This window comes from Acidimangrovimonas pyrenivorans (assembly GCF_042643245.1).
Taxonomy (GTDB): Bacteria; Pseudomonadota; Alphaproteobacteria; order Rhodobacterales; family Rhodobacteraceae; genus Acidimangrovimonas; species Acidimangrovimonas pyrenivorans.
Genome location: NZ_JBHRSK010000026.1, coordinates 21104 through 39319, shown reverse-complemented (window position 1 = coordinate 39319; position 18216 = coordinate 21104). Strand labels below are relative to the sequence as shown.

The window sequence follows — 18216 nt, the reverse complement described above, 5'->3', positions numbered from 1 at the left end:
ACAATGAGCGAAACGGCGGATATCCCGATCGAGGAACAGATCATCCAGATGGCGACGCTCAATTACGAGCCGTTGCCGATGCTGGAGGTGATCTTCGAGAAGCTGTGCCTGTCGGTGTCGAGCTCGCTCAAGACCTTCACCTCGTCGATCGCCGACGTGACGCTGAACTCGTTCCGCTACGTCTCCTATGCCGAGGCGATGGGCGCCCTGCCGCGCCACGGCCTGCTGGCGGTCGTCCATGCCCATCCCTGGGACAATGCGCTGACCCTGTCGATGGATGCCGATTTCCTCTATGCCGCGCTCGAGCTGATGCTGGGCGGCAAGCCCGCGCCCGAGAAGCTGGTCTCGAAGCGCGACTTCACCTCGATCGAGCGCCGGGTCGGCCAGCGGCTGGCCGAGTTGATGCTGGAAGACCTGTCCGAGGGCATGCGCCAGATCTCCGAAGCCTGGTTCAATGTCGAGCGGATGGAGTCCAACCCGCAATTCGTCTCGCTCAGCCAGCCCAGCAGCCCCTGCGTCCACGTGCTGCTCGACGTCGCCTTCGAGGAATGCCGCGGCAAGGTCTCCTTCGTCATCCCCTATGACACGATCGACCCGATCCGGCCGCTTCTGACCAAGGTGTTCTATGGCGAGAAACTGGGCGGCGACGCGCTCTGGCGCCGGCATCTGACCGCGGGCATCGAAAGCTCGACCGTGACGCTGACGGCGCTGCTGCACGAGCGGCCCTTCCCGATGGCCGAGGTGCTGGGCTGGCGCGTCGGCGACACGATCGACCTGCGGCTCGAGGCCGATCACGAGGCGACGGTGCTGTGCTCGGGCGTCGAGATGTTCCGCGGCGTCACCGGCAAGCGGCAGAACGGTTCGACCGCGCTGCGGATCACACAGGAACTGAAAGGCAAGGAGGCGCTGAGGGATGATGGGACTATGGATTGATGCCGTGCTGGTGCTGCTGCTGGCGGCGATGATGGGCTATGGCGTCTACATCACGCGGCGGCTGCGCCGGCTGATGGCGGTGCTGACCGAGATGGAGCCGCTGGTGCGCGAATTCTCGGCCGCGGTCGACAAGTCCGAGCAATCGGTCAGCCGGATGAAGCGCGCCGCACAGGATCTGACCAGCGCGCCCGCCGCCGTTGCCGCCGCCGCACCGGCTCAGGCCCCGGCCGCCGAAGGCGCGGTGACCTTCAGCTCGCGCCGGCGCAAGCCCAGGGCCGCGGCCGCCACCGGCCCGATTGCCGGCATGACCCGGGTCACCGGCAAGGCCGACCTGGTGCGCAGCTTCTTCGAGCGCGGCCGGATGCAGGGCGAGGTGGCGCAGCAATGGTAAGGCCGCCGCCGCTGCGCCTGCTGATCGGGGTTCTGGCGCTGGCCGGTGCGGCCAAGGCCGCGACCTCCCTGCCGGAGAACTCGTTGTCGGCCCTCGCCTCCGGGCCGGCGCAGCTTCTGCTGGCATCGGCGCAGGCGGAGGGCGGCAAGCCGGCGGCGGAGAAGGCGGCCTGCCAGACGCCGGAAGAACTTCTGCAATCGGTCCGGCAGGAGCGCGATCTGCTGAAGAAGCAGAAGGCCGAACTGGACGCGCGCCGCTCGAAGATCGACCTGGCGCAGCAGGAGGTCGCCGGCCAGACCAAGCAGCTGGGCGAGCTCAAGACCAAGGTCGAGGCGCTTCTGGCCCAGGCCAACAAGGAGCATCAGGCCGATGTCGACCGGCTGGTCCAGCTCTACCAGGCGATGAAGCCCGCCCAGGCGGCCGCGATCCTCAACGACATGGATATCGAGGTGACGGTGATGGTGCTGGCGACGATGAACGAGCGCAACGCCGCCCCGATCATGGCGCAGATGTCGCCGGTCCGGGTGCGGGCGGTGTCGAAGATCATCCTCGAACGCTCGAAGCTGCCGGGCGACCAGAACCTGGTCAACGTCAAGCTCAACTGACGGGCCGCCGGTCCGGCCGGGAAACGGTCGGGCCGGCGGGAATCCGTCTCTAATTCGCCTCGTCCGGGCCCGAGATCGGCCGTTCCCGATAGGGATAGTTCTTCAGCCGGATATCGCCGCGGGCATGCGGTTTGGCGATGGTCTTGTCCGGGTCGATCCAGTCTTCCCAGCGGAAATCCTCGATCACCTTGGCCTGGTAGCTCATCTCGAGCGGGTGCTCGAGGATGTCGTTGACATGGGCGAACTGCAGATAGCGCAGCTTGTCGACCTGATAGGGCGTCGGCGTGCCGCCCGCCGTCTTGACGTCGGCCTTGAGCTTCATCACCGCCTCGGTATCGACCTTCGTCTGCCAGTCGATCGCGCCGGGCAGCATCACCGGTTCGCCCGGGATGTTGTTGATGCCCTTCTTCCAGGTCGCCAGCACGGCGACGCCGGTATCCTCGCGATAGAGCAGGATGGCGTGGGAATAGCGGCTGTCCTTGAAGTAGCCCAGGTTGCCGTATTGCAGCCGCGCCCCGGTCAGGAAGGCGACCGCGTCGGACCAGCAGGGCGAGGTGCCCGAGATGCCCCACAGCACGCTGCGGTCGATGATCCCGTCGGGGAACAGGATGTCGAAGGCGATGCGTGCGTTGTTGGCGGCATGGATGGTGCCTTCGCAGTCATGCCCGTGGAACTTGATCATGTCCTTGAGCGTCACCGGGTAGGTATAGGGGTAATAGCGCCCCTGCGTGCCCCGCGTCGCCAGCATCTCGAAACTGGGCGCATAGGGCTTGCCCGCCATCGGCGCGTACCAGGTCGGGCTGCGGTCGGGCGCCTCGACCCCGGTTTCGATGAAGATGTCCTCGCCTTGCCGGTAGGTCGGATCGCCGGCCGCCGCCCGTCCTGTGACGGCTCCGGCCGCCAGGGCGGCCAAGCCAAGGATCGTGGTGCGCCGGGTGGTGGAAAATCGTCCGTTCAGAATGGGATTTGAAGATCTCCGTTCCATCGCATCGCTCCCTTGAATAGAGGCGCTTGATGGGCAGCCGAAACGTCACCCGGCCGCCAGTCGCGCCGTGTCACCGGAACAGGATAACAGAGTCGTGAGCTTTCGGGGTTGACGGGCGTCAAGTTCAAGGCTGCCGCCGGGTCAGTCCTCGACCCGCAGGGCCGAGCCTGCGGGCGGTTTGCGGCGGATGTTGCGGCGCAGGTCGATGACGTAGCCGATGATCTCGGCCACCGCCTGCCAGTGCTCGACCGGGACCATGTCGTCGACCTCGATCTTGGCGTGCAGGGCCCGGGCCAGCGGCTTGTTCTCGACGATCGGCACCTCGTGCTCGCGCGCCAGATCGCGGATCCGCTTGGCGATCAGGTCGGCGCCCTTGGCGACGCAGACCGGCGCGGTATCGACGCCCTGTTCGTAGCGCAGGGCGACGGCGTAATGGGTCGGGTTGGTCAGGATCACGCTCGCCCCCGGCACCGCCTGGGCCAGGCGCTGGCGGGCGCGGGCGTGGCGGATCTGGTGGCGCTTGGCCTTGATATGGGGGTCGCCCTCCATGTCCTTGCGCTCGTCGCGCAGGTCCTTGTGGCTCATCCGGTGCTTCTTGAGCCAGGAGAACCGCTTCCAGATGATATCGCCGAGCGCGATCGGCAGCATGAAGGCCGAGGCGGCGATCAGCACCAGGCTGGCGTAATGGGCGATGTAGCGCGGCAGTTCCTCGGGCAGGAAGCCGGGGCCGCGCCACAGCCCGGTGACGGCATTGCGCGCGATCCATAGCGCCAGGGCGCCGATCACCAGCACCTTGGCCATGCTTTTCAGGAACTCGACCACCGAGTTCCAGGAAAACAGCCGCTTGAAGCCCGAAAGCGGCGAGATGTTCGACAGTTTCGGCTTGATCCGCTCGGTCGAGACGACGGTCTCGCCCTGGACCAGCACGCCGAAGATTGCGCCCAGGATCATCATGCCGAAGATCGGCAGCACCGGCGGGGCGAGGTCGCGGGCCATGTCGAGGATGATGCCGCCGATATCGGTCAGCCCGGCGCGGCCGCTGCCGATCTGGAACTGGCCGGCATTGCTGTAGATGCCCGACAGGCTGCCGGCGATGCTGCCGGCGATGCGCGGCAGCATGAAGACGACCAGCACGAACAGCATGAAGATCGACATCAGGTTGCCGGTCTCGCGCGAGGCGGGAACGTCGCCTTTCTCGCGCGCGTCGCGCAGTTTCTTCTCTGTCGGCTCTTCTGTCTTGCCGTCCTTGTCCTCCTCTTCACCCTCGGCCATGGCGCCTCACAGGGTGAAGGTCCCCAACCACTGCGTGAAGTGGTCGAGGAAGCCGCGCAGCATGCTGGGCGCCGCGATGGAAAGGATCAGCAGCCCCGCCGCGATCAGCAGCGAGGAGGCGACGAAGAAGACCGGCAATGTCGGCATCATCCGGTTGGCGAGGCCGAGGCCGAGATTGAGCACCATCCCGACCACCAGGAACGGTGCCGCCAGTGACAGGCCGATATAGAAGCTGGCGCTGACCGCCTTGACCATCTGCTGCGCCATGTCGCCCAGGATCACCCGGCCGAAGGGAAAGACATCGTAGGAATAGAGCAGGGCGCGGATGATGATGTAGTGGGTGTTGGTGGCGAAGAGCAGCGCCAGACCGCCGATCAGCAGGAAGGACGCCACCATGGTCGAGCCCTGGAAGCTGCCGAGGTTGGGCGCGAAGGCGTTGGCGAGGCCCGAGATCTGGCCGACCTGGTAGCCCGCGAACATCAGCGCGCTGAACAGCGTCCGGGCGGCAAGGCCGATCCACAGCCCCACCGTCACCTCGGCCGCCAGCAGCCGGGCCAGCATGACCAGCGTGTCGGGGTTCAGCGGCGGCACCGGCGTCGCCGGGGTCAGCGCCAGGCACATCACCAGCGCAAGGCTCAGCCGCGCCCGCATCGGCACCATCTGCTCGCCGAAGCCGGGCATGAAGATCAGCGCGCTGCCCAGCCGGGCGAAGACCATCAGGAAGGCCAGCAGTTGACCGCTGAGGAAGGCGCTCAGCATCGCTCATGCGCCGATCGTGCCGACGGTGCGCAGCGCCGCCTTGCGGTGGATCTCGTTATGCGAGATCACCTGCGTCATCGGGCTGACCCGTTCGAGCATCGAGCGGACATAGCCGCGCAGTTCGGGGCTGACCATCAGCGCGGGCCATTCGTCGCGGGCCGCGTGCTGCTGGATCTCCTTGCGGGCGTCGAGGACGAATTCCTGCACCCGCTGTGGCGACATCAGGAACGTGCGCTCGCCGTTGTTGATCCGCAGCGCCTCGCTGAATTCGTTCTCCCAGTTGGCCGACATCACCAGAACAGGCACGAATCCGGCGGAATCGGTCAATGCCTTGCAGATCTGGTTCGACAGCTTGGCGCGGACATGGTCGGTCAGCTGGCCGGCATCCTTGGTCGCCGCGCTGGCTTCGGCCACGGCCTCGACGATCAGCGGCAGGTTGCGGATCGACACCCGTTCCGACAGCAGGTTCTGCAGCACCTGCTGCAGCAGGATCGCCGGGGCGGGGGCCGAGATTTCGCTCACCAGCTTCTGGTATTCGCGGTCGAGATTGCGGATCAGCTCCTGCGTCGCGCCGTAGGTCAGCAGCTCGGGCAGGTGTTCCTTGATCACCTCGGTCATGTGGGTGGTGATGACGCTTTCCGGGTCGACGACGGTATGGCCGTGACGCTCGGCCTCGGCGGCGCGGCCCGGGTCGATCCAGACGGCGGAGAGGCCGAAGGTCGGCTCCTTGGTGCGCTCGCCCGGCAGCTTGACGCTGTCCCCGGCCGGGTCGATCACCATCATGCCCGTTGGCCGAACCTCGCCGCGCGCCGCCTCGACGCCCTGGACGACGATGGCATAGGCATTGGTCGGCAGCGCCGCGTTGTCCTTGATCCGCACCGCCGGCAGGACGAAACCGTAATCCTTGACGAACAGGTTGCGCAGGCTCTTCACCTTGCCGGGCAGGGCGGCGTCCATGCTCGAGATCAGCGGCACCAGCCCGGCGCCGAGTTCGAGCCGGACGTCGTCGAGCTTGAGCAGGTCCTGCGTCGTCTCCTCGCCCGCCGCCGGTTCGCCGGCCCGCTTGGCGGCTTCCTCGCGCGCCTGCGCCAGTTCGCGCTCGGCCGCCTGGCGCTGCATCGCGTAGCCCAGCCCGCTCATCAGCCCGGCCAGTGCGGTGAAGACGAGGAAGGGAAAGCCCGGCAACAGGCCGATGCCGAACAGCAGCGCCGCGGCCATGTAGAGCGCCTTGGGGAAGTTCGACAGCTGGCCCAGCACCGCCTCGTTCGCCGCGCCCTCGGTGCCGCCCTTGGTGACGATCAGGCCGGCGGCGAGCGAAACGACCAGCGCCGGGATCTGCGTCACCAGCCCGTCGCCGATGGTCAGCGTGGTGTAGTTGTCGACCGCCTGGCTCAGCGTCAGCCCGTGCTGGACGACGCCGATCAGGATGCCGCCGACGACGTTGATCAGGGTGATGATGATGCCGGCGATGGCGTCGCCGCGGACGAATTTCGAGGCGCCGTCCATCGCGCCGAAGAAGCCGCTTTCGTCCTCCAGCTCCTTGCGCCGGCGCCGCGCCTCGGCCTCGTCGATCATGCCGGCGCCGAGGTCGGCGTCGATCGCCATCTGCTTGCCCGGCATCGCGTCGAGCGAGAATCGGGCCGAGACCTCGGCGATCCGGGTCGAGCCCTTGGTGATGACGACGAAGTTGATCACCACGAGGATGGCGAAGATCACCACGCCGATGATGAAGTCGCCCGAGACGATGAAGCGCGAGAAGCCCTCGATGACGCCGCCGGCCGCGTCGGGGCCGGTATGGCCGCGGCTGAGGATCAGCCGCGTCGACGAGATGTTCAGCGACAGCCGCAGCATGGTGACCATCAGCAGCAGCGTCGGGAAGGAGTTGAATTCGAGCGGCTTCGGGATCCACAGCGCCACCATCAGGATCAGCACCGAGAGCGACAGCGAGATCGCGAGGCCGAAATCGAGGATCACCGGCGGCAGCGGCACGAACAGCATCGCCAGCACCAGCACCACGCCGACGGCAAAGCCGACATCGCGGTTGCGCAGGCCGAGCCCGGCAAGGTTACCCGCCAGGTTAGAGCCGATATTGACCTGCTGGTTGCTCATCGCGGCTCAGAACTCCTTGCTGAAATGCGGCAGCACGGGCTGCAGTTCGGCGGTCGAGTAGATCGACAGGCGGCGGTCGTCGCTGCCCGCGCTCAACGCCGAGGTCCAGGCGATCCTGGGCTGCGGCCGGGCCTGGGCGACACGCAGCGGGGCGGCGCCGGCGGCGCGGTTGCGGAAGCTGTCGAGCCGGGCATTGGCGACGGTGACATTGCGCTTGAGCGCGGCGAGATAGGTCTGGCGCTGCTTGCTGTTGAAGGAATGGTACGAGCCCGCCGCCGTCATCCAGTCGCCGGTGCGCTGGCGCAGGCTGACCAGGAAGCGGGCGGCATAGTCGACATTGGTCGCCGGATCGAAGCTGGCCGACAGGTTGTCGAAGGCGTCGGGGTGCCAGCGCCGGTTGACCTGCATGCAGCCGACATCGATCGAGTCGATGCCCTGCGCCTGCTTCTGCTTGACCCAGTCCATCGCCGCCTGGGCGTTTGGGAACATCTTGCCCTCGCCGGCGGCGTTCACGCTCCACGGCCAGACCGTCAGCTTGCCGTTTCGCGACAAGCCGGCCTCTTGCAGACCGATCGCCAGTAGCAGGTTGTTGGGGATGTCATAGCGTTTCTGCGCCGCCAGGATCGCGCGGATGCAGGCGTTCTGCGCCGCCACCGGCTGCGGCTTGGCGACCGGGGCCGAGCGGCTGCTGTAGAAGCCGCCCCAGCCCTCGGCCCGGGCGGGGGCGGGCAGGGCGGCGAGGGCGGCCAGAAGCAGGACGAGGGCGCGCATCATGGCCCCCCGTGCATGATCAGGTCGAAGACATGGTCGGAGAGCTTGGTCAGCGTGGCGTAGATGAAGGGCGTCGTCGCCAGCAGGCCGAGGAAGATGGCGACGATCTTGGGCACGAAGGTCAGCGTCATTTCCTGGATCTGGGTCAGGGCCTGGAAGAAGGCGATGCCCAGCCCGACCAGCAGCGCCAGCGCCAGGATCGGCCCCGAGGCGATCAGCACCGTCAGGATTGCCTGGTTCAGGATCGTGTAGACATCCGCCTGGCTCATCTCGTCCCTCGGACCGGAGGCCGCCTAGATCGGCATCCGCATGATTTCCTGGTAGGCCTCGACCAGCCTGTCGCGCACCGCGACGGTCGTCTTGACCGTGCTTTCCAGCGCCAGCGTCGCCTCGACCACCTGCTGGGTGTCGACCTTGCCGGCCAGCCCGGCCTGGGCGGTGGCATCGGCGGCGCGCACGGTCTTCACCGCGTCTTCCGCCGCGCTCTTGACCATCTCGGCGAAGGTCTGCTGGCCTTCCGGCGCCGCCGGGCTGGCGACGGGATCGGCCTGCAGCGCCTTGGCCTGGCCGTAGGCGCCGCGGATCGCGGCATTCGACAGGATCGAGGGGGCGTCGCTCATTTCTCAGTCCTATTTCAGCAGGTCGATCATCTGCAGCTGCATCTTGCGGCCGGTGTCGAGCATGTTGATGTTGGCCTCGTAGCTGCGCGAGGCCTCGCGCATGTTGCTCATCTCGATGATCGGGTTGACGTTGGGCATCTTGACGAAGCCGTCGGCATTTGCGGCCGGGTTGCCGGGATCGTATTTCAGCTCGAAATCGCTCTGGTCGCGGCCGATATCGGTGACCTTGACCATCTCGGCCCCGGTCGCCTGGTCGACCATCTGGCCGAAGGAGATCGTCTTGCGGCGATAGGGGTCGGCGCCGGGGGAGTTGCCGGTGGAATCGGCGTTGGCGACGTTCTCCGACACGATCCGCAACCGCTCGGCCTGCGCGCGCATGCCGCTGGCGGCGATGGCGGATATGGCTTTCAGCGGGTCCATGGGCGTCTCCCTGGCTCAGGTCATTTCGCGGCGAGGTTCAGAAGCTCGTGCGCCTTGCGGTAGAGGTTGGCCGCCAGCCGGTACTGCTGCGCCGTCTCGCCCGCCTTCACCGTCTGCTGCTCGAGCACCACGGTGTTGCCGCTCAGCGTGCCGGTCCAGCTGTCGTCGGCCGTCACCGTCTCGACCGGGGTCAGGGTGGTGAAATCGGTCGGGCCGAGCTGGGCCTCGTTGCTGCGCACATGCTCGACGAAGGCGTCGAACGAGGCGACGTCCTGCGCCCGATAGCCCGGCGTGTCGGCATTGGCGATGTTCTCCGAGATGACCCTCTGCCGCGCGGACAGCCACTGCATCCGCTCGGAGGCCAGCCGGAAAAAGGACATCGAGTCGAGTTTCATCTTGGATTTTTCCTCAATTCTTGGCAAGTATAGCATGTGGAACAAGGATTGGTAGGATTTAATACTTGTGAGCACGATCTTTTCAGAGCTCAATCACAAGCTTAGCGCCGTGACAGGGGCAAGGATTGCCGGGCATGTCCAGTCGGTGACCGGGCTGTCGCTGACGGTGGTCGGGCTCGAGCGGGCGATGGGGATCGGCCAGCGCTGTCACGTCTACGGCCGCCGCGGCCCGGTGCTGGGCGAGGTGGTCGGCATCGGCGCCGACGGCACCCATATCCTGCCTTTCGGCAGCTGGGACGGCGTTTCGGCCGGCGACCGGGTCGAGGTCCGGGCCCATGGCGACATCATCCATCCCGACGACAGCTGGATCGGCCATGTCGTCGATGCGCTCGGCCGCCCGGTGGGGGACGCGTCCGGGGATGCGGGCGGCTTCCGCCAGGGCGAACGGGCCCGCGACGTCAAGGCCCAGCCGCCGCGCGCCTTCGACCGCAAGCGGGTCGGGGCCAAGCTGGCAACCTGCGTCAAGTGCTTCGACATCTTCACCCCGCTGTGCCGCGGCCAGCGCATGGGCGTCTTCGCCGGCTCGGGCGTCGGCAAGTCGACGCTGATGGCGATGCTGGCGCGCAATACCGATGCCGACGTGATCGTCATAGGCCTGGTCGGCGAGCGCGGCCGCGAGGTGCAGGACTTCATCCAGGAGGATCTGGGCCCCGAAGGCATGGCGCGCTCGGTCGTCGTGGTGGCGACCGGGGACGAGCCGCCGCTGCTGCGTCGCCAGGCGGCCTGGACCGCCACCGCCGTGGCCGAGCATTTCCGCGACCAGGGCAAGCAGGTGCTGCTGCTGATCGACAGCGTCACCCGCTTTGCCATGGCGCAGCGCGAGATCGGCCTGTCGGGCGGCGAGCCGCCGACTTCGAAGGGCTATCCGCCGACCGTCTTCGCCACCCTGCCGCATCTGCTGGAACGGGCGGGGCCGGGGGCGCAGGATGTCGGCGACATCACCGGCATCTATACCGTGCTGGTCGATGGCGACGACATGAACGAGCCGATCGCCGACACGGTGCGCGGCATCGTCGACGGCCACGTCGTGCTCGACCGCCACATTGCCGAGCAGGACCGTTACCCGGCGATCAACATCCAGCGCAGTATCTCGCGGATGCTGCCCGACTGCCATACGGACGAGGAATTCCGCATCATGCAGGCGGCGCGGCGGGCGCTGGGGAAATATGCCGACATGGAGGACCTGATCCGGGTCGGCGCCTATCGTCCGGGCGCGGATGCCGAGACCGACGCCGCCATCCGCTTCTTCGGCCCGGCCACCGCCTTCCTGTCGCAGCGCAAGAGCCAGAAACAGGTCCCGGCCGAGGCTTTCGCGGGGCTGCGGCGTCTGTTGCAGGAGGCGGGCGTCGAGGTGCCGGAGCCGACCGAAGCCCGATAATCCGTGTTATGTAAACTGGGAGCGTCCCCAGCGCAGGGTGGTCAGCTCGTCCGCTTGCGCGGCCTCCTTGCGGTTGGCTTCGCGGGTCTGGCCGGCGCGGGTGTCGTCCAGCACCTTGCCATAGGTCTTCATCTGGCGGAAATGCTCCAGCACCACCGCCTCGCGCTCGGCGACTTGCTTTTCCAGCGCCGCGATCTCGCCGTTCAGCCGCGCTTCCTCTCTGCGGACGGCGCGGACATAGCTGCCGACATAGGGCGCGGCCTCGAGCGTGCGGCCATGCGCCTGGTTGTGCAACTCGTCCAGAAGGGTCGTTTTCTGCCGTGTCAGAGCCGAAATCTTCAGGTTGAGTTCGGCCAGACCGGCGGCCTCCTGCTCCATCTCGTGGCGGCGGATGCGCTGGATCAGGGTCAGCGCCTGGAGCTTGCGGTCGGCCATGGCGTCACGCCGCCACCAGCGCCTTCTGCGCCTTCTCGACCTCGTAGAAATCGGGCTGCATCGCTGTCGGGATGTTACCGCGGCCGATCTCGACGCAGATGTTCGGCGCGTGGCCGGCGACCATGGCGACGAAGATGTCGCGGATCACGGCGTAGAGCGAGGCGTCCTCGTTCTCGATCTGGCTCAGCCGGCCCGAGATCGGGGCGACCATGCAATAGGCCAGGAACACGCCCATGAAGGTCCCGACCAGCGCGCCGCCGATCATCTCGCCCAGGATTTCCGGCGGCTGGTCGATCGACCCCATGGTCTTGATCACCCCCAGCACGGCGGCGACGATGCCGATCGCCGGCAGCGCGTCGGCGACGGTCTGGATCGCGTGGGCCGGGGCCAGCGCCTCGTGATGGTGCTTCTTGAGCTTGCGGTTGATCACGTCCTCGGTCTGGTACTGGTCGTCGAACTGCATCGACAGCATGCGGAAACTGTCGGTGATCAGCTCGATGACGAAATGGTCGCCCAGCAGCTTGGGGTAACGCTTGAAGATCTCGCTCTCCTTCGGCCGCTCGATATGGTCGTCGAGCGCGAGGATGCCCTTGGTGCGGTAGAGCCGCGACAGCTCGTACATCAGGTTGAGCGCGTCGCCGTAATCCTTGGTCTTCCACTTGGTGCCGCGGAACACCTTGATGATGCCGGCGCCGGCGCGTTTGATCTGGCCGAAGGAATTGGCGATGATGAACGAGCCAAGCGCCGCCCCGCCGATCATCATGCCCTCGAAGGGCAGCGCGTGGGCCAACACCCCCATCTTGCCGCCGGACAGCACGAAGCCGCCGAAGACGAGGCCGACGACAAGGGCGAGTCCCAGGATGATCGTCATCAGTTCCTACCATTCGCAGTAAGGCGCTCGGGCCAGTCTTCCCGGCCAACAAGGATAAAGTCAAGTATATATGCTGTATTATGGAGGGATCTTTGGCAGTCTTTGTTCAATTCAGGCGATAGCAAGAATAATTGACAGCCATATCATGCACAGATAGCATGAATTCGAAACCCAGCAGCCGGATTGACCCGAGGTCGCCATGGCCGACACATCAGAGGCGCTCGCCTTTTTCCTCGAGGAGGCCGATCTCGGCCATCTCTTCGTCGACTGGCCGGCGGGGATGCGGCTGGTGATCTGTCTCGACCATGACGGCGACTGCGCGATGCTTGTCTATCACGCCGACGAGGAGCCCCGCATCCTGCGCCGGGCCGCCGACCTGCTGCGCAAGCCGGTGGGCACGTTCTGCGTCGTGCCGCCGCGCGATGGCTGCCCGACCCGGCGGATGCTGTTCTCGGAAGAACAGAAGCTGCTGGCGCTCGTCTCCGAGACCGAGAACCTTTACGAGACCGCCTCGGATTACGCCATCAACTACGCCTTCGCCGCCGAAGAGGGGCTGGATACCGAGTTGATGACCACCGGGAGTTCCGGCGCGGCCGCCGCCGATCCTGCCGCTGCGGCGGAAGAGGTGCAGCCCACCCTGCCCCCGATCCCGCCGGTGTCGCCGCACCGCGCGCCCTCGGTGGTGACGCCGGAGATCGCCCCGGACCGGGCCGCGGCCTCCGCGCGGGGCAATGTGCCCGAGGGGTTCCGGGCGCTGAGCGAGGACGAACGCCGCTACAGCCTGTTCGCGGACGGGATGCTGACGCTCGGCCGCCGGGGCCAGCTCAGCCTGACCGCGGGCGACGCGGCGGCCGAGGCCGGGCCGGCGGTGACGGTCGACCGGATCTATTTCCGCGACGACCTGCTCAGTTTCGCGATCCCGGTCGCCACGCTGCGCGAACAGGGCGCGCGCGGGCTGCCCGGCCGGATCATGCTGGGCGAGCACCTGTTCCCCGCGCCGCTGGTCGAGACCCTGGCGCGCGGGCCGCAGCCGGTGCGGCTGACCGCGGCCGGCGCCTTCATCTATGTCGGGCTCGGCCCGTCGCGGGTTCCGGCGGCGGCCGCCCCCGCTGCCGCCGTCCCCCCTGCCCCGGCTTCTGCCGCGGCGCGGCCGCGCCGGCGCGGCCTGTTGCGCAGCCTGCTGGGCGGCGGGGCGGTGGCCGTCCTGGCGTTGCTGGCGCTGCAGATCGGTCTCTCGCCCGCCTTCAGCCGCGCCGACGCGCCGGCAAAATCCCTGCGCGACGATGTCTTCGCCGCCGCCAAGTAACGCCAAGTCCCCCCCTGCCCCGCAGGCCAAGCCCGAGGAGCGGCGATGACCCAGAGCCTGTCGCGCAAGCAGCGCCGCGCGCTTCAATCCGAGGCGGCCCGGGCCTATGGCGTCGACGGCGCGGCCGGGCAGACGCTGCACGCGGCCTACCAGGCGCTGGCCCGGCAGGACATCCGCCAGGCCAGCCAGCTGGCCCATACCGTCAGCCAGAGCCACCCGGCCAACCTGCATCCCTGGCTGATCCTTGGCATGATCGCGCTCGACCGGCACGAGGTCGAGGCCGCCCATGCCTTCCTCGACCGGGCCTGCAAGATCGCGCCGGGCGACGCCCGGGCCCTGGCCGGTCTGGGCAAGGCGCTGGTGCTGCAGGCCGATGTCTTCGCCGCCGTCGAGCTGTTCGAGCGGGCGATCGAAGCGGGCAGCGACGACCTGTCGATGGCGCGGCTCTACGCCGACCTGATGCGACGGATGGAGCGTTCGGCCCAGGCCGCGGCGGCGCTGGCGCCGATGGCGGCGCGGCTGCAGTCGGCGGCCCTGCAGCACATGGTGGCCGAGCTGTGCCTCGATACCGAGGATTATGCCGGCGCCGGAAAGGCTTTCGAGGCCGCCTATGCCGCCGATCCGGGGGGCGCGGAGTATCGGATCGGCCATGTCAAAGCCCGGCTCTTTCGCCACGATTTCGCCGGTGTAGAGACGGAATCGGCAGAGATGCTGGTGCAGGACCCGGCGCTGGAGGAGCTGATCGGGCTGCGGATGGCGGCCTTGCGCAACCTCGGCCGCCGCGACGAGGCGCTGGCGCTGCTCGACGCCCCCTTCGCCACCCCGCTCTACTACAAGCGGGCGCTGAGCACCGCGGCCAACATCCATATCGACCGCGGCGAGATGCGGGCGGCCGACCTCGCCTTCCGCAACGCGCTTCACCTGACCGACGAGGAACGGATCTGGACCGCCAAGGCCTATGGCACGTTCCGCTTTAGCCTCGGCGATTTCGCCGGCGGCCTGCCCTATTACGCCGAGCGTCAGCCGCCGGCGCTGCGCGGCCGGATCCCTTACGAGAATTCCGCGCCCGAGGCGCTGGCGGCGCGGCAACGGCTGTTCCTGGTCGGCGAACAGGGGATCGGCGACCAGCTGGCGCTGATGGCACTGCTGCCGTTGGCGCCCGTCGCGGCCGGGGCTCAGGTGCGTTTCGTCGGCGATGGCCGGATGCCGGCCGCGCTGGCGGGCAACACGCTCGGCCTCGCGGCGCTGGCGCAGGAAGATTTCGATCCGGCGGCGGCCGGCGTGGCGCCGCAAGAACTGATCTATGTCGGCGACCTGGCACGCTACTTGCCGGAACGCACCGCGCCGCTTGGCGGTTTCCTGCGCGCCGATGCCGACCGGGTGGCAGAACTGCGCGCGCGCTACGCGGAGATGGCGCAGGGGCGGCCCGTGGTCGGGCTGGCCTGGCGCAGTGGCGACAGCCTGACGGGCCATCACCGCTCGGTCGCGCTGACCGATCTGGTGGCGACGCTGCCCGAGGGCGCGCTGGCGGTGAACCTGCAATATGGCGATTGCGGCGCCGAGATCGCCGAAGCGGCCAGGGCCCGGCCCGATGTCGGTGTTTTCGCCGACGACACGGTGGACCAGATGGCCGACCTGGCCGGCTTCTTCGCCCAGATCATGGCGCTGGAGCGGATCGTCAGCATCGACAACACCACCGCCCATGCCGCCGGCGCGCTGGGGCATCCGGATACCCATGTGCTGGTGCCGGCCGGGGCCGAATGCATGTGGTACTGGGGCCGCGAGGGCACGCCGGATCCGTGGTACGGCAATCTCAAACTGCATCGCCAGGACGCGCCGCAGGACTGGGCACCGGTGCTGGCCGGGCTGCGGGCGCTGTGGCAATGAGGCGTTTTCCGCCGAGTTAGAGACGATTCCCCTACCCGTCCAGCGCGGCCAGCAGGTTGCGGCGGTTGTGCAGCACGCGGATCACCTCGACCGCGCCGGGCGGGCCGTCATAGACCACGATATGCGCCCGATAGGGATGGAGCCGCACCGGCGGGGCGAATTCGTCGCGCGGCCGGGCGATGCCGGGCTGCTCGGCCAACAGGGCGAACAGCGCGACGAGGCCGTCGAAATAGCGGTCGGCCTGATCGGGGCCCCAGGTCTCGGCCCCGGTCTGCCAGATTTCGGCCAGATCGGCCCGCGCCGCCGGCCGCAGGCGGTAGCCCGGCGCTTCAGCCACGGGCGCGGCGCATCTGGTCGCGGAACGCCTGCGGATCGAAGGGTTCGGCCGCACCGCTGGCAAGGCCGCTATCGACGGCGGCCTGGAGCTCGGCGATCGCCGCCTGCCGGGCCTGGTCGCGGCGGATCAGGTCGCGGACATAATCGCTCGAATTCGCGAATCGGCCGCTCGCGGCCTGGCGTTCGACCCAGGATTTCATCTGTTCGGGCAGCGAAACGTTCATCGTCGACATGGCCGGAGCTCCGTTCGGGAGGTCAATTTATGGCAAGGATTGCCAAGAATCAACGCCTCCCCTGCCCTTTCGCCCCGGATCCGGGGGATTTTAGTGTCTATGGGACAGGAGCCCACTAGATGCGGTAAAAAGATCTTGCCCGAATCTGCGCTTCCGGACATTTAATTACGGAAGATAACCAATAAAACGACTTCTTCCGTAACAAACGGAAGAGAGATGAGGGCAGAGATGAACGCACCGCGGCAGCGTATCGACCAATTGGTCGGAGATCACGCGCTTCGATTGTCGGAACGCCTGCAGGCGCACCGGGCGCAGCTGTTCCCGCCGAATGCGCGCAAGGCGCTGCGGAAATTCACCAGCGGCGAGGTGGCCGAACTGCTGGGCGTCAAGGACGCCTACCTGCGCAAGCTGCATCTCGAGGGCAAGGGCCCCTCGCCCGAGATCGGCGCCGGCGGCCGGCGCTATTACTCGCCCGATGACATCCAGGCGCTGCGCGAGTTTCTCGAACAAGGCGCAAAGGTGCCCGGAACCTACCTGCCCGGCCGCCGCCCCGGCGACCATCTGCAGGTGATCACGGTAATCAATTTCAAGGGCGGCAGCGGCAAGACCACCACCGCCGGCCACCTGGCACAGAAGATGGCGCTGGACGGCTACAAGGTGCTGGCCGTCGACCTCGACCCGCAGGCCAGCCTGTCGGCGCTGCACGGCTTCCAGCCCGAATTCGACCTGCTCGACGGCGGCACACTTTACGACGCGATCCGCTATGACGATCCGGTGCCGCTGCGCGACGTGATCCAGAAGACCTATTTCACCAATCTCGACATCATCCCCGGCAATCTCGACCTCATGGAGTTCGAGCACGACACCCCGCGCGCGCTGGCGCAACGGGATGGTAACCTTTTCTTCACCAGGGTTGGCGATGCGCTCGCGACCGTGGAGGGGGATTACGACGTGGTGGTGATCGACTGTCCGCCCCAGCTGGGATTCCTGACGATGTCGGCGCTTTCGGCCGCCACCGCGGTGCTGGTGACGGTGCATCCGCAGATGCTCGACGTGATGTCGATGTGCCAGTTCCTGCTGATGACGTCGAACCTGCTCGGCGTTGTCGCCGAGGCCGGCGGCGACATGACCTATGACTGGATGCGCTACCTGGTGACGCGCTACGAGCCGGGCGACGGGCCGCAGAACCAGATGGTCAGCTTCATGCGCTCGATGTTCGGCGAGCATGTGCTGAACCACACGGTGCTGAAATCGACCGCGATCTCGGACGCCGGCCTGACCAAGCAGACGCTTTACGAGGTCGAGAAGAACCAGTTCACGCGCTCGACCTACGAGCGGGCGATGGAGTCGCTCAACGCGGTCAACGGCGAGATCGAGGAGCTGGTGCAGCAGGCATGGGGGCGTGGCCATGGCGCGTAAGGATCTGCTCAAGGGGCTGATGGAAGGCGCGGGCGAGCCCGACCGGCCGGCGCGCGTCGACGCGGCGCGGCCGCGCTATTCGACCGGCGCGATCGGGGCGGTTTCGCAGTCGATCGCCGAGCTGAAAAGCCGCTCTGTCGCAGAGATAGAGCCGGATCTGATCGAGACCGCCGGCGTCCGCGACCGGCTCGAGGATCACCCCGACGAGATCGAGGCGTTGACCGAGTCGATCCGCGAATATGGCCAGCAGGTGCCGGTCCTTGTCCGGCCCCATCCCGACAACCCGGAACGCTACCAGATCGTCTATGGCCGCCGCCGCCTGGCCGCCCTGCGCCGGCTGGGCCAGCCGGTCAAGGCGATGGTGCGCAGCCTCGACGACCGCGAGCTGGTGATCGCCCAGGGCCAGGAGAACGCGGCGCGCAAGGACCTGAGCTTCGTCGAGAAGGCGATCTTTGCCGGCCAGATGCGCGACGCCGGCTACGAGCGCAAGATCATCTGCGACGCGCTGCATGTCGACAAGACGCTGATTTCGCGCATGCTTTCGGTCGCCGACCGGGTGCCGCTGACACTGATCGAAGCAATCGGCGCGGCGCCGGGGATCGGGCGCGAGCGTTGGCTGGCGCTGGCGGATCTGATGGAGCGTGGGGCCGAGCTGGACAAGGCGGTCGCGCTGGCCCGGATCGACGCGCCCTCGGACAAGCGGTTCGAGGCGGTGATGAAGGGGCTGATGCTGGCGCCGAAAGCGGCCCCCTCCCCTGCCCCGCTGCAGGCCGTCACGGATGGTGACGGCAACGAGATCGCGCGGGTCAGTCGCAAGAACGGCAGCGTCACCTTGATCCTGCGCGAGGCCAAGGCCCAGGGCTTCGAGCGCTGGCTGGTCGAACACCTGGAAGAAATCCACCGCGACTGGAAGAAGCACCGCGGGGAGTGAGCCGCCCTTAGGGGCATCGAGCAAGAGCAGCAACAGGAGGCACGGCAAGGACAGAACGTAAAGAAAAAGCCCCCCGGAAACATAATTCCCGAGAGGCCGT

At 67.4% G+C, this 18216-nt stretch carries 21 protein-coding genes; 8 read left to right on the top strand and 13 right to left on the bottom strand.

The window, feature by feature from the left end; translation table 11 throughout:
- Window positions 1–3: 3 nt before the first annotated feature.
- Genes ACFOES_RS20775 through ACFOES_RS20765 form a run of 3 tightly spaced genes read left to right on the top strand, consistent with a single transcriptional unit; the run spans window position 4 to window position 1929 of the window.
- Window positions 4–933, top strand: a complete 930-nt coding sequence (locus tag ACFOES_RS20775) for a flagellar motor switch protein FliM (protein WP_377835599.1) — start codon at window positions 4–6, stop codon at window positions 931–933.
- Window positions 917–1324: a flagellar motor switch protein gene (locus ACFOES_RS20770; protein ID WP_377835597.1), complete on the top strand. Its 408-nt coding sequence runs from the start codon at window positions 917–919 to the stop codon at window positions 1322–1324. Before ACFOES_RS20775 ends, ACFOES_RS20770 begins: the two co-directional genes overlap by 17 nt.
- Window positions 1318–1929, top strand: coding sequence for a MotE family protein (locus tag ACFOES_RS20765; protein WP_377835595.1), 612 nt, complete (start codon window positions 1318–1320; stop codon window positions 1927–1929). The genes ACFOES_RS20770 and ACFOES_RS20765 overlap by 7 nt, the downstream gene beginning before the upstream one ends.
- Window positions 1930–1978: 49 nt before the next feature.
- On the opposite strand, the gene ACFOES_RS20760 is transcribed toward ACFOES_RS20765, so the two are convergent.
- The 9 genes from ACFOES_RS20760 to ACFOES_RS20720 all read right to left on the bottom strand — a co-directional run bounded on the left by ACFOES_RS20760 (window position 1979) and on the right by ACFOES_RS20720 (window position 9260).
- Complete coding sequence (locus ACFOES_RS20760) at window positions 1979–2842, bottom strand: formylmethanofuran dehydrogenase subunit E family protein (RefSeq protein ID WP_377835593.1); 864 nt, start codon at window positions 2840–2842, stop codon at window positions 1979–1981.
- Between the two features lie 213 nt (window positions 2843–3055).
- Entirely contained in the window at window positions 3056–4186 is a 1131-nt protein-coding gene (locus tag ACFOES_RS20755; RefSeq protein ID WP_377835591.1) for an EscU/YscU/HrcU family type III secretion system export apparatus switch protein, read from the bottom strand.
- A 6-nt stretch (window positions 4187–4192) separates the two neighbouring features.
- A complete protein-coding gene (locus ACFOES_RS20750) occupies window positions 4193–4945 on the bottom strand; it encodes a flagellar biosynthetic protein FliR (protein ID WP_377835589.1) in 753 nt (250 codons plus the stop codon).
- Between the two features lie 3 nt (window positions 4946–4948).
- Entirely contained in the window at window positions 4949–7054 is a 2106-nt protein-coding gene (flhA, locus tag ACFOES_RS20745) for a flagellar biosynthesis protein FlhA (RefSeq protein WP_377835587.1), read from the bottom strand.
- 6 nt (window positions 7055–7060) lie between these two features.
- Window positions 7061–7825, bottom strand: coding sequence for a transglycosylase SLT domain-containing protein (locus ACFOES_RS20740; protein WP_377835585.1), 765 nt, complete (start codon window positions 7823–7825; stop codon window positions 7061–7063).
- A complete protein-coding gene (locus ACFOES_RS20735) occupies window positions 7825–8094 on the bottom strand; it encodes a flagellar biosynthetic protein FliQ (RefSeq protein WP_377835583.1) in 270 nt (89 codons plus the stop codon). The genes ACFOES_RS20740 and ACFOES_RS20735 overlap by 1 nt, the downstream gene beginning before the upstream one ends.
- A gap of 24 nt (window positions 8095–8118) precedes the next feature.
- A complete protein-coding gene (locus ACFOES_RS20730; protein WP_377835581.1) occupies window positions 8119–8445 on the bottom strand; it encodes a flagellar hook-basal body complex protein FliE in 327 nt (108 codons plus the stop codon).
- A gap of 9 nt (window positions 8446–8454) precedes the next feature.
- On the bottom strand, window positions 8455–8865 hold the full coding sequence (gene flgC / locus ACFOES_RS20725; RefSeq protein WP_377835579.1) for a flagellar basal body rod protein FlgC: 411 nt from the start codon (window positions 8863–8865) through the stop codon (window positions 8455–8457).
- A 20-nt stretch (window positions 8866–8885) separates the two neighbouring features.
- Complete coding sequence (locus tag ACFOES_RS20720) at window positions 8886–9260, bottom strand: flagellar basal body rod protein FlgB (RefSeq protein WP_377835577.1); 375 nt, start codon at window positions 9258–9260, stop codon at window positions 8886–8888.
- 67 nt (window positions 9261–9327) lie between these two features.
- Between ACFOES_RS20720 and ACFOES_RS20715 the strand changes: the two genes are divergently transcribed.
- A complete protein-coding gene (locus tag ACFOES_RS20715) occupies window positions 9328–10698 on the top strand; it encodes a FliI/YscN family ATPase (protein ID WP_377835575.1) in 1371 nt (456 codons plus the stop codon).
- 6 nt (window positions 10699–10704) lie between these two features.
- Here the strand turns inward: ACFOES_RS20715 and ACFOES_RS20710 are convergent, their stop codons facing one another.
- Together ACFOES_RS20710 and motA are read right to left on the bottom strand one after the other, a co-directional pair.
- Window positions 10705–11133: a flagellar FliJ family protein gene (locus ACFOES_RS20710; protein ID WP_377835573.1), complete on the bottom strand. Its 429-nt coding sequence runs from the start codon at window positions 11131–11133 to the stop codon at window positions 10705–10707.
- 4 nt (window positions 11134–11137) lie between these two features.
- Window positions 11138–12004: a flagellar motor stator protein MotA gene (motA, locus tag ACFOES_RS20705; RefSeq protein ID WP_377835571.1), complete on the bottom strand. Its 867-nt coding sequence runs from the start codon at window positions 12002–12004 to the stop codon at window positions 11138–11140.
- A gap of 199 nt (window positions 12005–12203) precedes the next feature.
- Between motA and ACFOES_RS20700 the strand changes: the two genes are divergently transcribed.
- Both ACFOES_RS20700 and ACFOES_RS20695 read left to right on the top strand, forming a co-directional pair.
- Entirely contained in the window at window positions 12204–13310 is a 1107-nt protein-coding gene (locus ACFOES_RS20700; RefSeq protein WP_377835569.1) for a hypothetical protein, read from the top strand.
- Window positions 13311–13355: 45 nt separating this feature from the next.
- Entirely contained in the window at window positions 13356–15197 is a 1842-nt protein-coding gene (locus tag ACFOES_RS20695) for a tetratricopeptide repeat protein (protein ID WP_377835567.1), read from the top strand.
- Window positions 15198–15228: 31 nt separating this feature from the next.
- On the opposite strand, the gene ACFOES_RS20690 is transcribed toward ACFOES_RS20695, so the two are convergent.
- Both ACFOES_RS20690 and ACFOES_RS20685 read right to left on the bottom strand, forming a co-directional pair.
- Entirely contained in the window at window positions 15229–15534 is a 306-nt protein-coding gene (locus tag ACFOES_RS20690) for a type II toxin-antitoxin system RelE/ParE family toxin (RefSeq protein WP_377835565.1), read from the bottom strand.
- Entirely contained in the window at window positions 15527–15766 is a 240-nt protein-coding gene (locus ACFOES_RS20685; protein ID WP_377835563.1) for a type II toxin-antitoxin system ParD family antitoxin, read from the bottom strand. The genes ACFOES_RS20690 and ACFOES_RS20685 overlap by 8 nt, the downstream gene beginning before the upstream one ends.
- Window positions 15767–15994: 228 nt before the next feature.
- Between ACFOES_RS20685 and repA the strand changes: the two genes are divergently transcribed.
- Window positions 15995–17185: a plasmid partitioning protein RepA gene (repA, locus tag ACFOES_RS20680; protein ID WP_377835561.1), complete on the top strand. Its 1191-nt coding sequence runs from the start codon at window positions 15995–15997 to the stop codon at window positions 17183–17185.
- Entirely contained in the window at window positions 17175–18116 is a 942-nt protein-coding gene (gene repB / locus ACFOES_RS20675; RefSeq protein ID WP_377835559.1) for a plasmid partitioning protein RepB, read from the top strand. The genes repA and repB overlap by 11 nt, the downstream gene beginning before the upstream one ends.
- The last annotated feature ends 100 nt before the right edge of the window (window positions 18117–18216 follow it).

What these genes read in the sequence shown, in the direction of transcription:
- ACFOES_RS20740 (WP_377835585.1), bottom strand. Translation starts at nt 7,825, where the DNA reads ATGCGCGCCCTCGTCCTGCTTCTGGCCGCCCTCGCCGCCCTGCCCGCC.
- ACFOES_RS20765 (WP_377835595.1), top strand. Translation starts at nt 1,318, where the DNA reads ATGGTAAGGCCGCCGCCGCTGCGCCTGCTGATCGGGGTTCTGGCGCTG.
- motA (WP_377835571.1), bottom strand. Translation starts at nt 12,004, where the DNA reads ATGACGATCATCCTGGGACTCGCCCTTGTCGTCGGCCTCGTCTTCGGC.
- flhA (WP_377835587.1), bottom strand. Translation starts at nt 7,054, where the DNA reads ATGAGCAACCAGCAGGTCAATATCGGCTCTAACCTGGCGGGTAACCTT.
- ACFOES_RS20750 (WP_377835589.1), bottom strand. Translation starts at nt 4,945, where the DNA reads ATGCTGAGCGCCTTCCTCAGCGGTCAACTGCTGGCCTTCCTGATGGTC.
- ACFOES_RS20720 (WP_377835577.1), bottom strand. Translation starts at nt 9,260, where the DNA reads ATGAAACTCGACTCGATGTCCTTTTTCCGGCTGGCCTCCGAGCGGATG.
- repA (WP_377835561.1), top strand. Translation starts at nt 15,995, where the DNA reads ATGAACGCACCGCGGCAGCGTATCGACCAATTGGTCGGAGATCACGCG.
- ACFOES_RS20685 (WP_377835563.1), bottom strand. Translation starts at nt 15,766, where the DNA reads ATGTCGACGATGAACGTTTCGCTGCCCGAACAGATGAAATCCTGGGTC.
- flgC (WP_377835579.1), bottom strand. Translation starts at nt 8,865, where the DNA reads ATGGACCCGCTGAAAGCCATATCCGCCATCGCCGCCAGCGGCATGCGC.
- ACFOES_RS20695 (WP_377835567.1), top strand. Translation starts at nt 13,356, where the DNA reads ATGACCCAGAGCCTGTCGCGCAAGCAGCGCCGCGCGCTTCAATCCGAG.
- ACFOES_RS20775 (WP_377835599.1), top strand. Translation starts at nt 4, where the DNA reads ATGAGCGAAACGGCGGATATCCCGATCGAGGAACAGATCATCCAGATG.
- ACFOES_RS20700 (WP_377835569.1), top strand. Translation starts at nt 12,204, where the DNA reads ATGGCCGACACATCAGAGGCGCTCGCCTTTTTCCTCGAGGAGGCCGAT.
- ACFOES_RS20730 (WP_377835581.1), bottom strand. Translation starts at nt 8,445, where the DNA reads ATGAGCGACGCCCCCTCGATCCTGTCGAATGCCGCGATCCGCGGCGCC.
- ACFOES_RS20710 (WP_377835573.1), bottom strand. Translation starts at nt 11,133, where the DNA reads ATGGCCGACCGCAAGCTCCAGGCGCTGACCCTGATCCAGCGCATCCGC.
- ACFOES_RS20770 (WP_377835597.1), top strand. Translation starts at nt 917, where the DNA reads ATGGGACTATGGATTGATGCCGTGCTGGTGCTGCTGCTGGCGGCGATG.
- ACFOES_RS20735 (WP_377835583.1), bottom strand. Translation starts at nt 8,094, where the DNA reads ATGAGCCAGGCGGATGTCTACACGATCCTGAACCAGGCAATCCTGACG.
- repB (WP_377835559.1), top strand. Translation starts at nt 17,175, where the DNA reads ATGGCGCGTAAGGATCTGCTCAAGGGGCTGATGGAAGGCGCGGGCGAG.
- ACFOES_RS20755 (WP_377835591.1), bottom strand. Translation starts at nt 4,186, where the DNA reads ATGGCCGAGGGTGAAGAGGAGGACAAGGACGGCAAGACAGAAGAGCCG.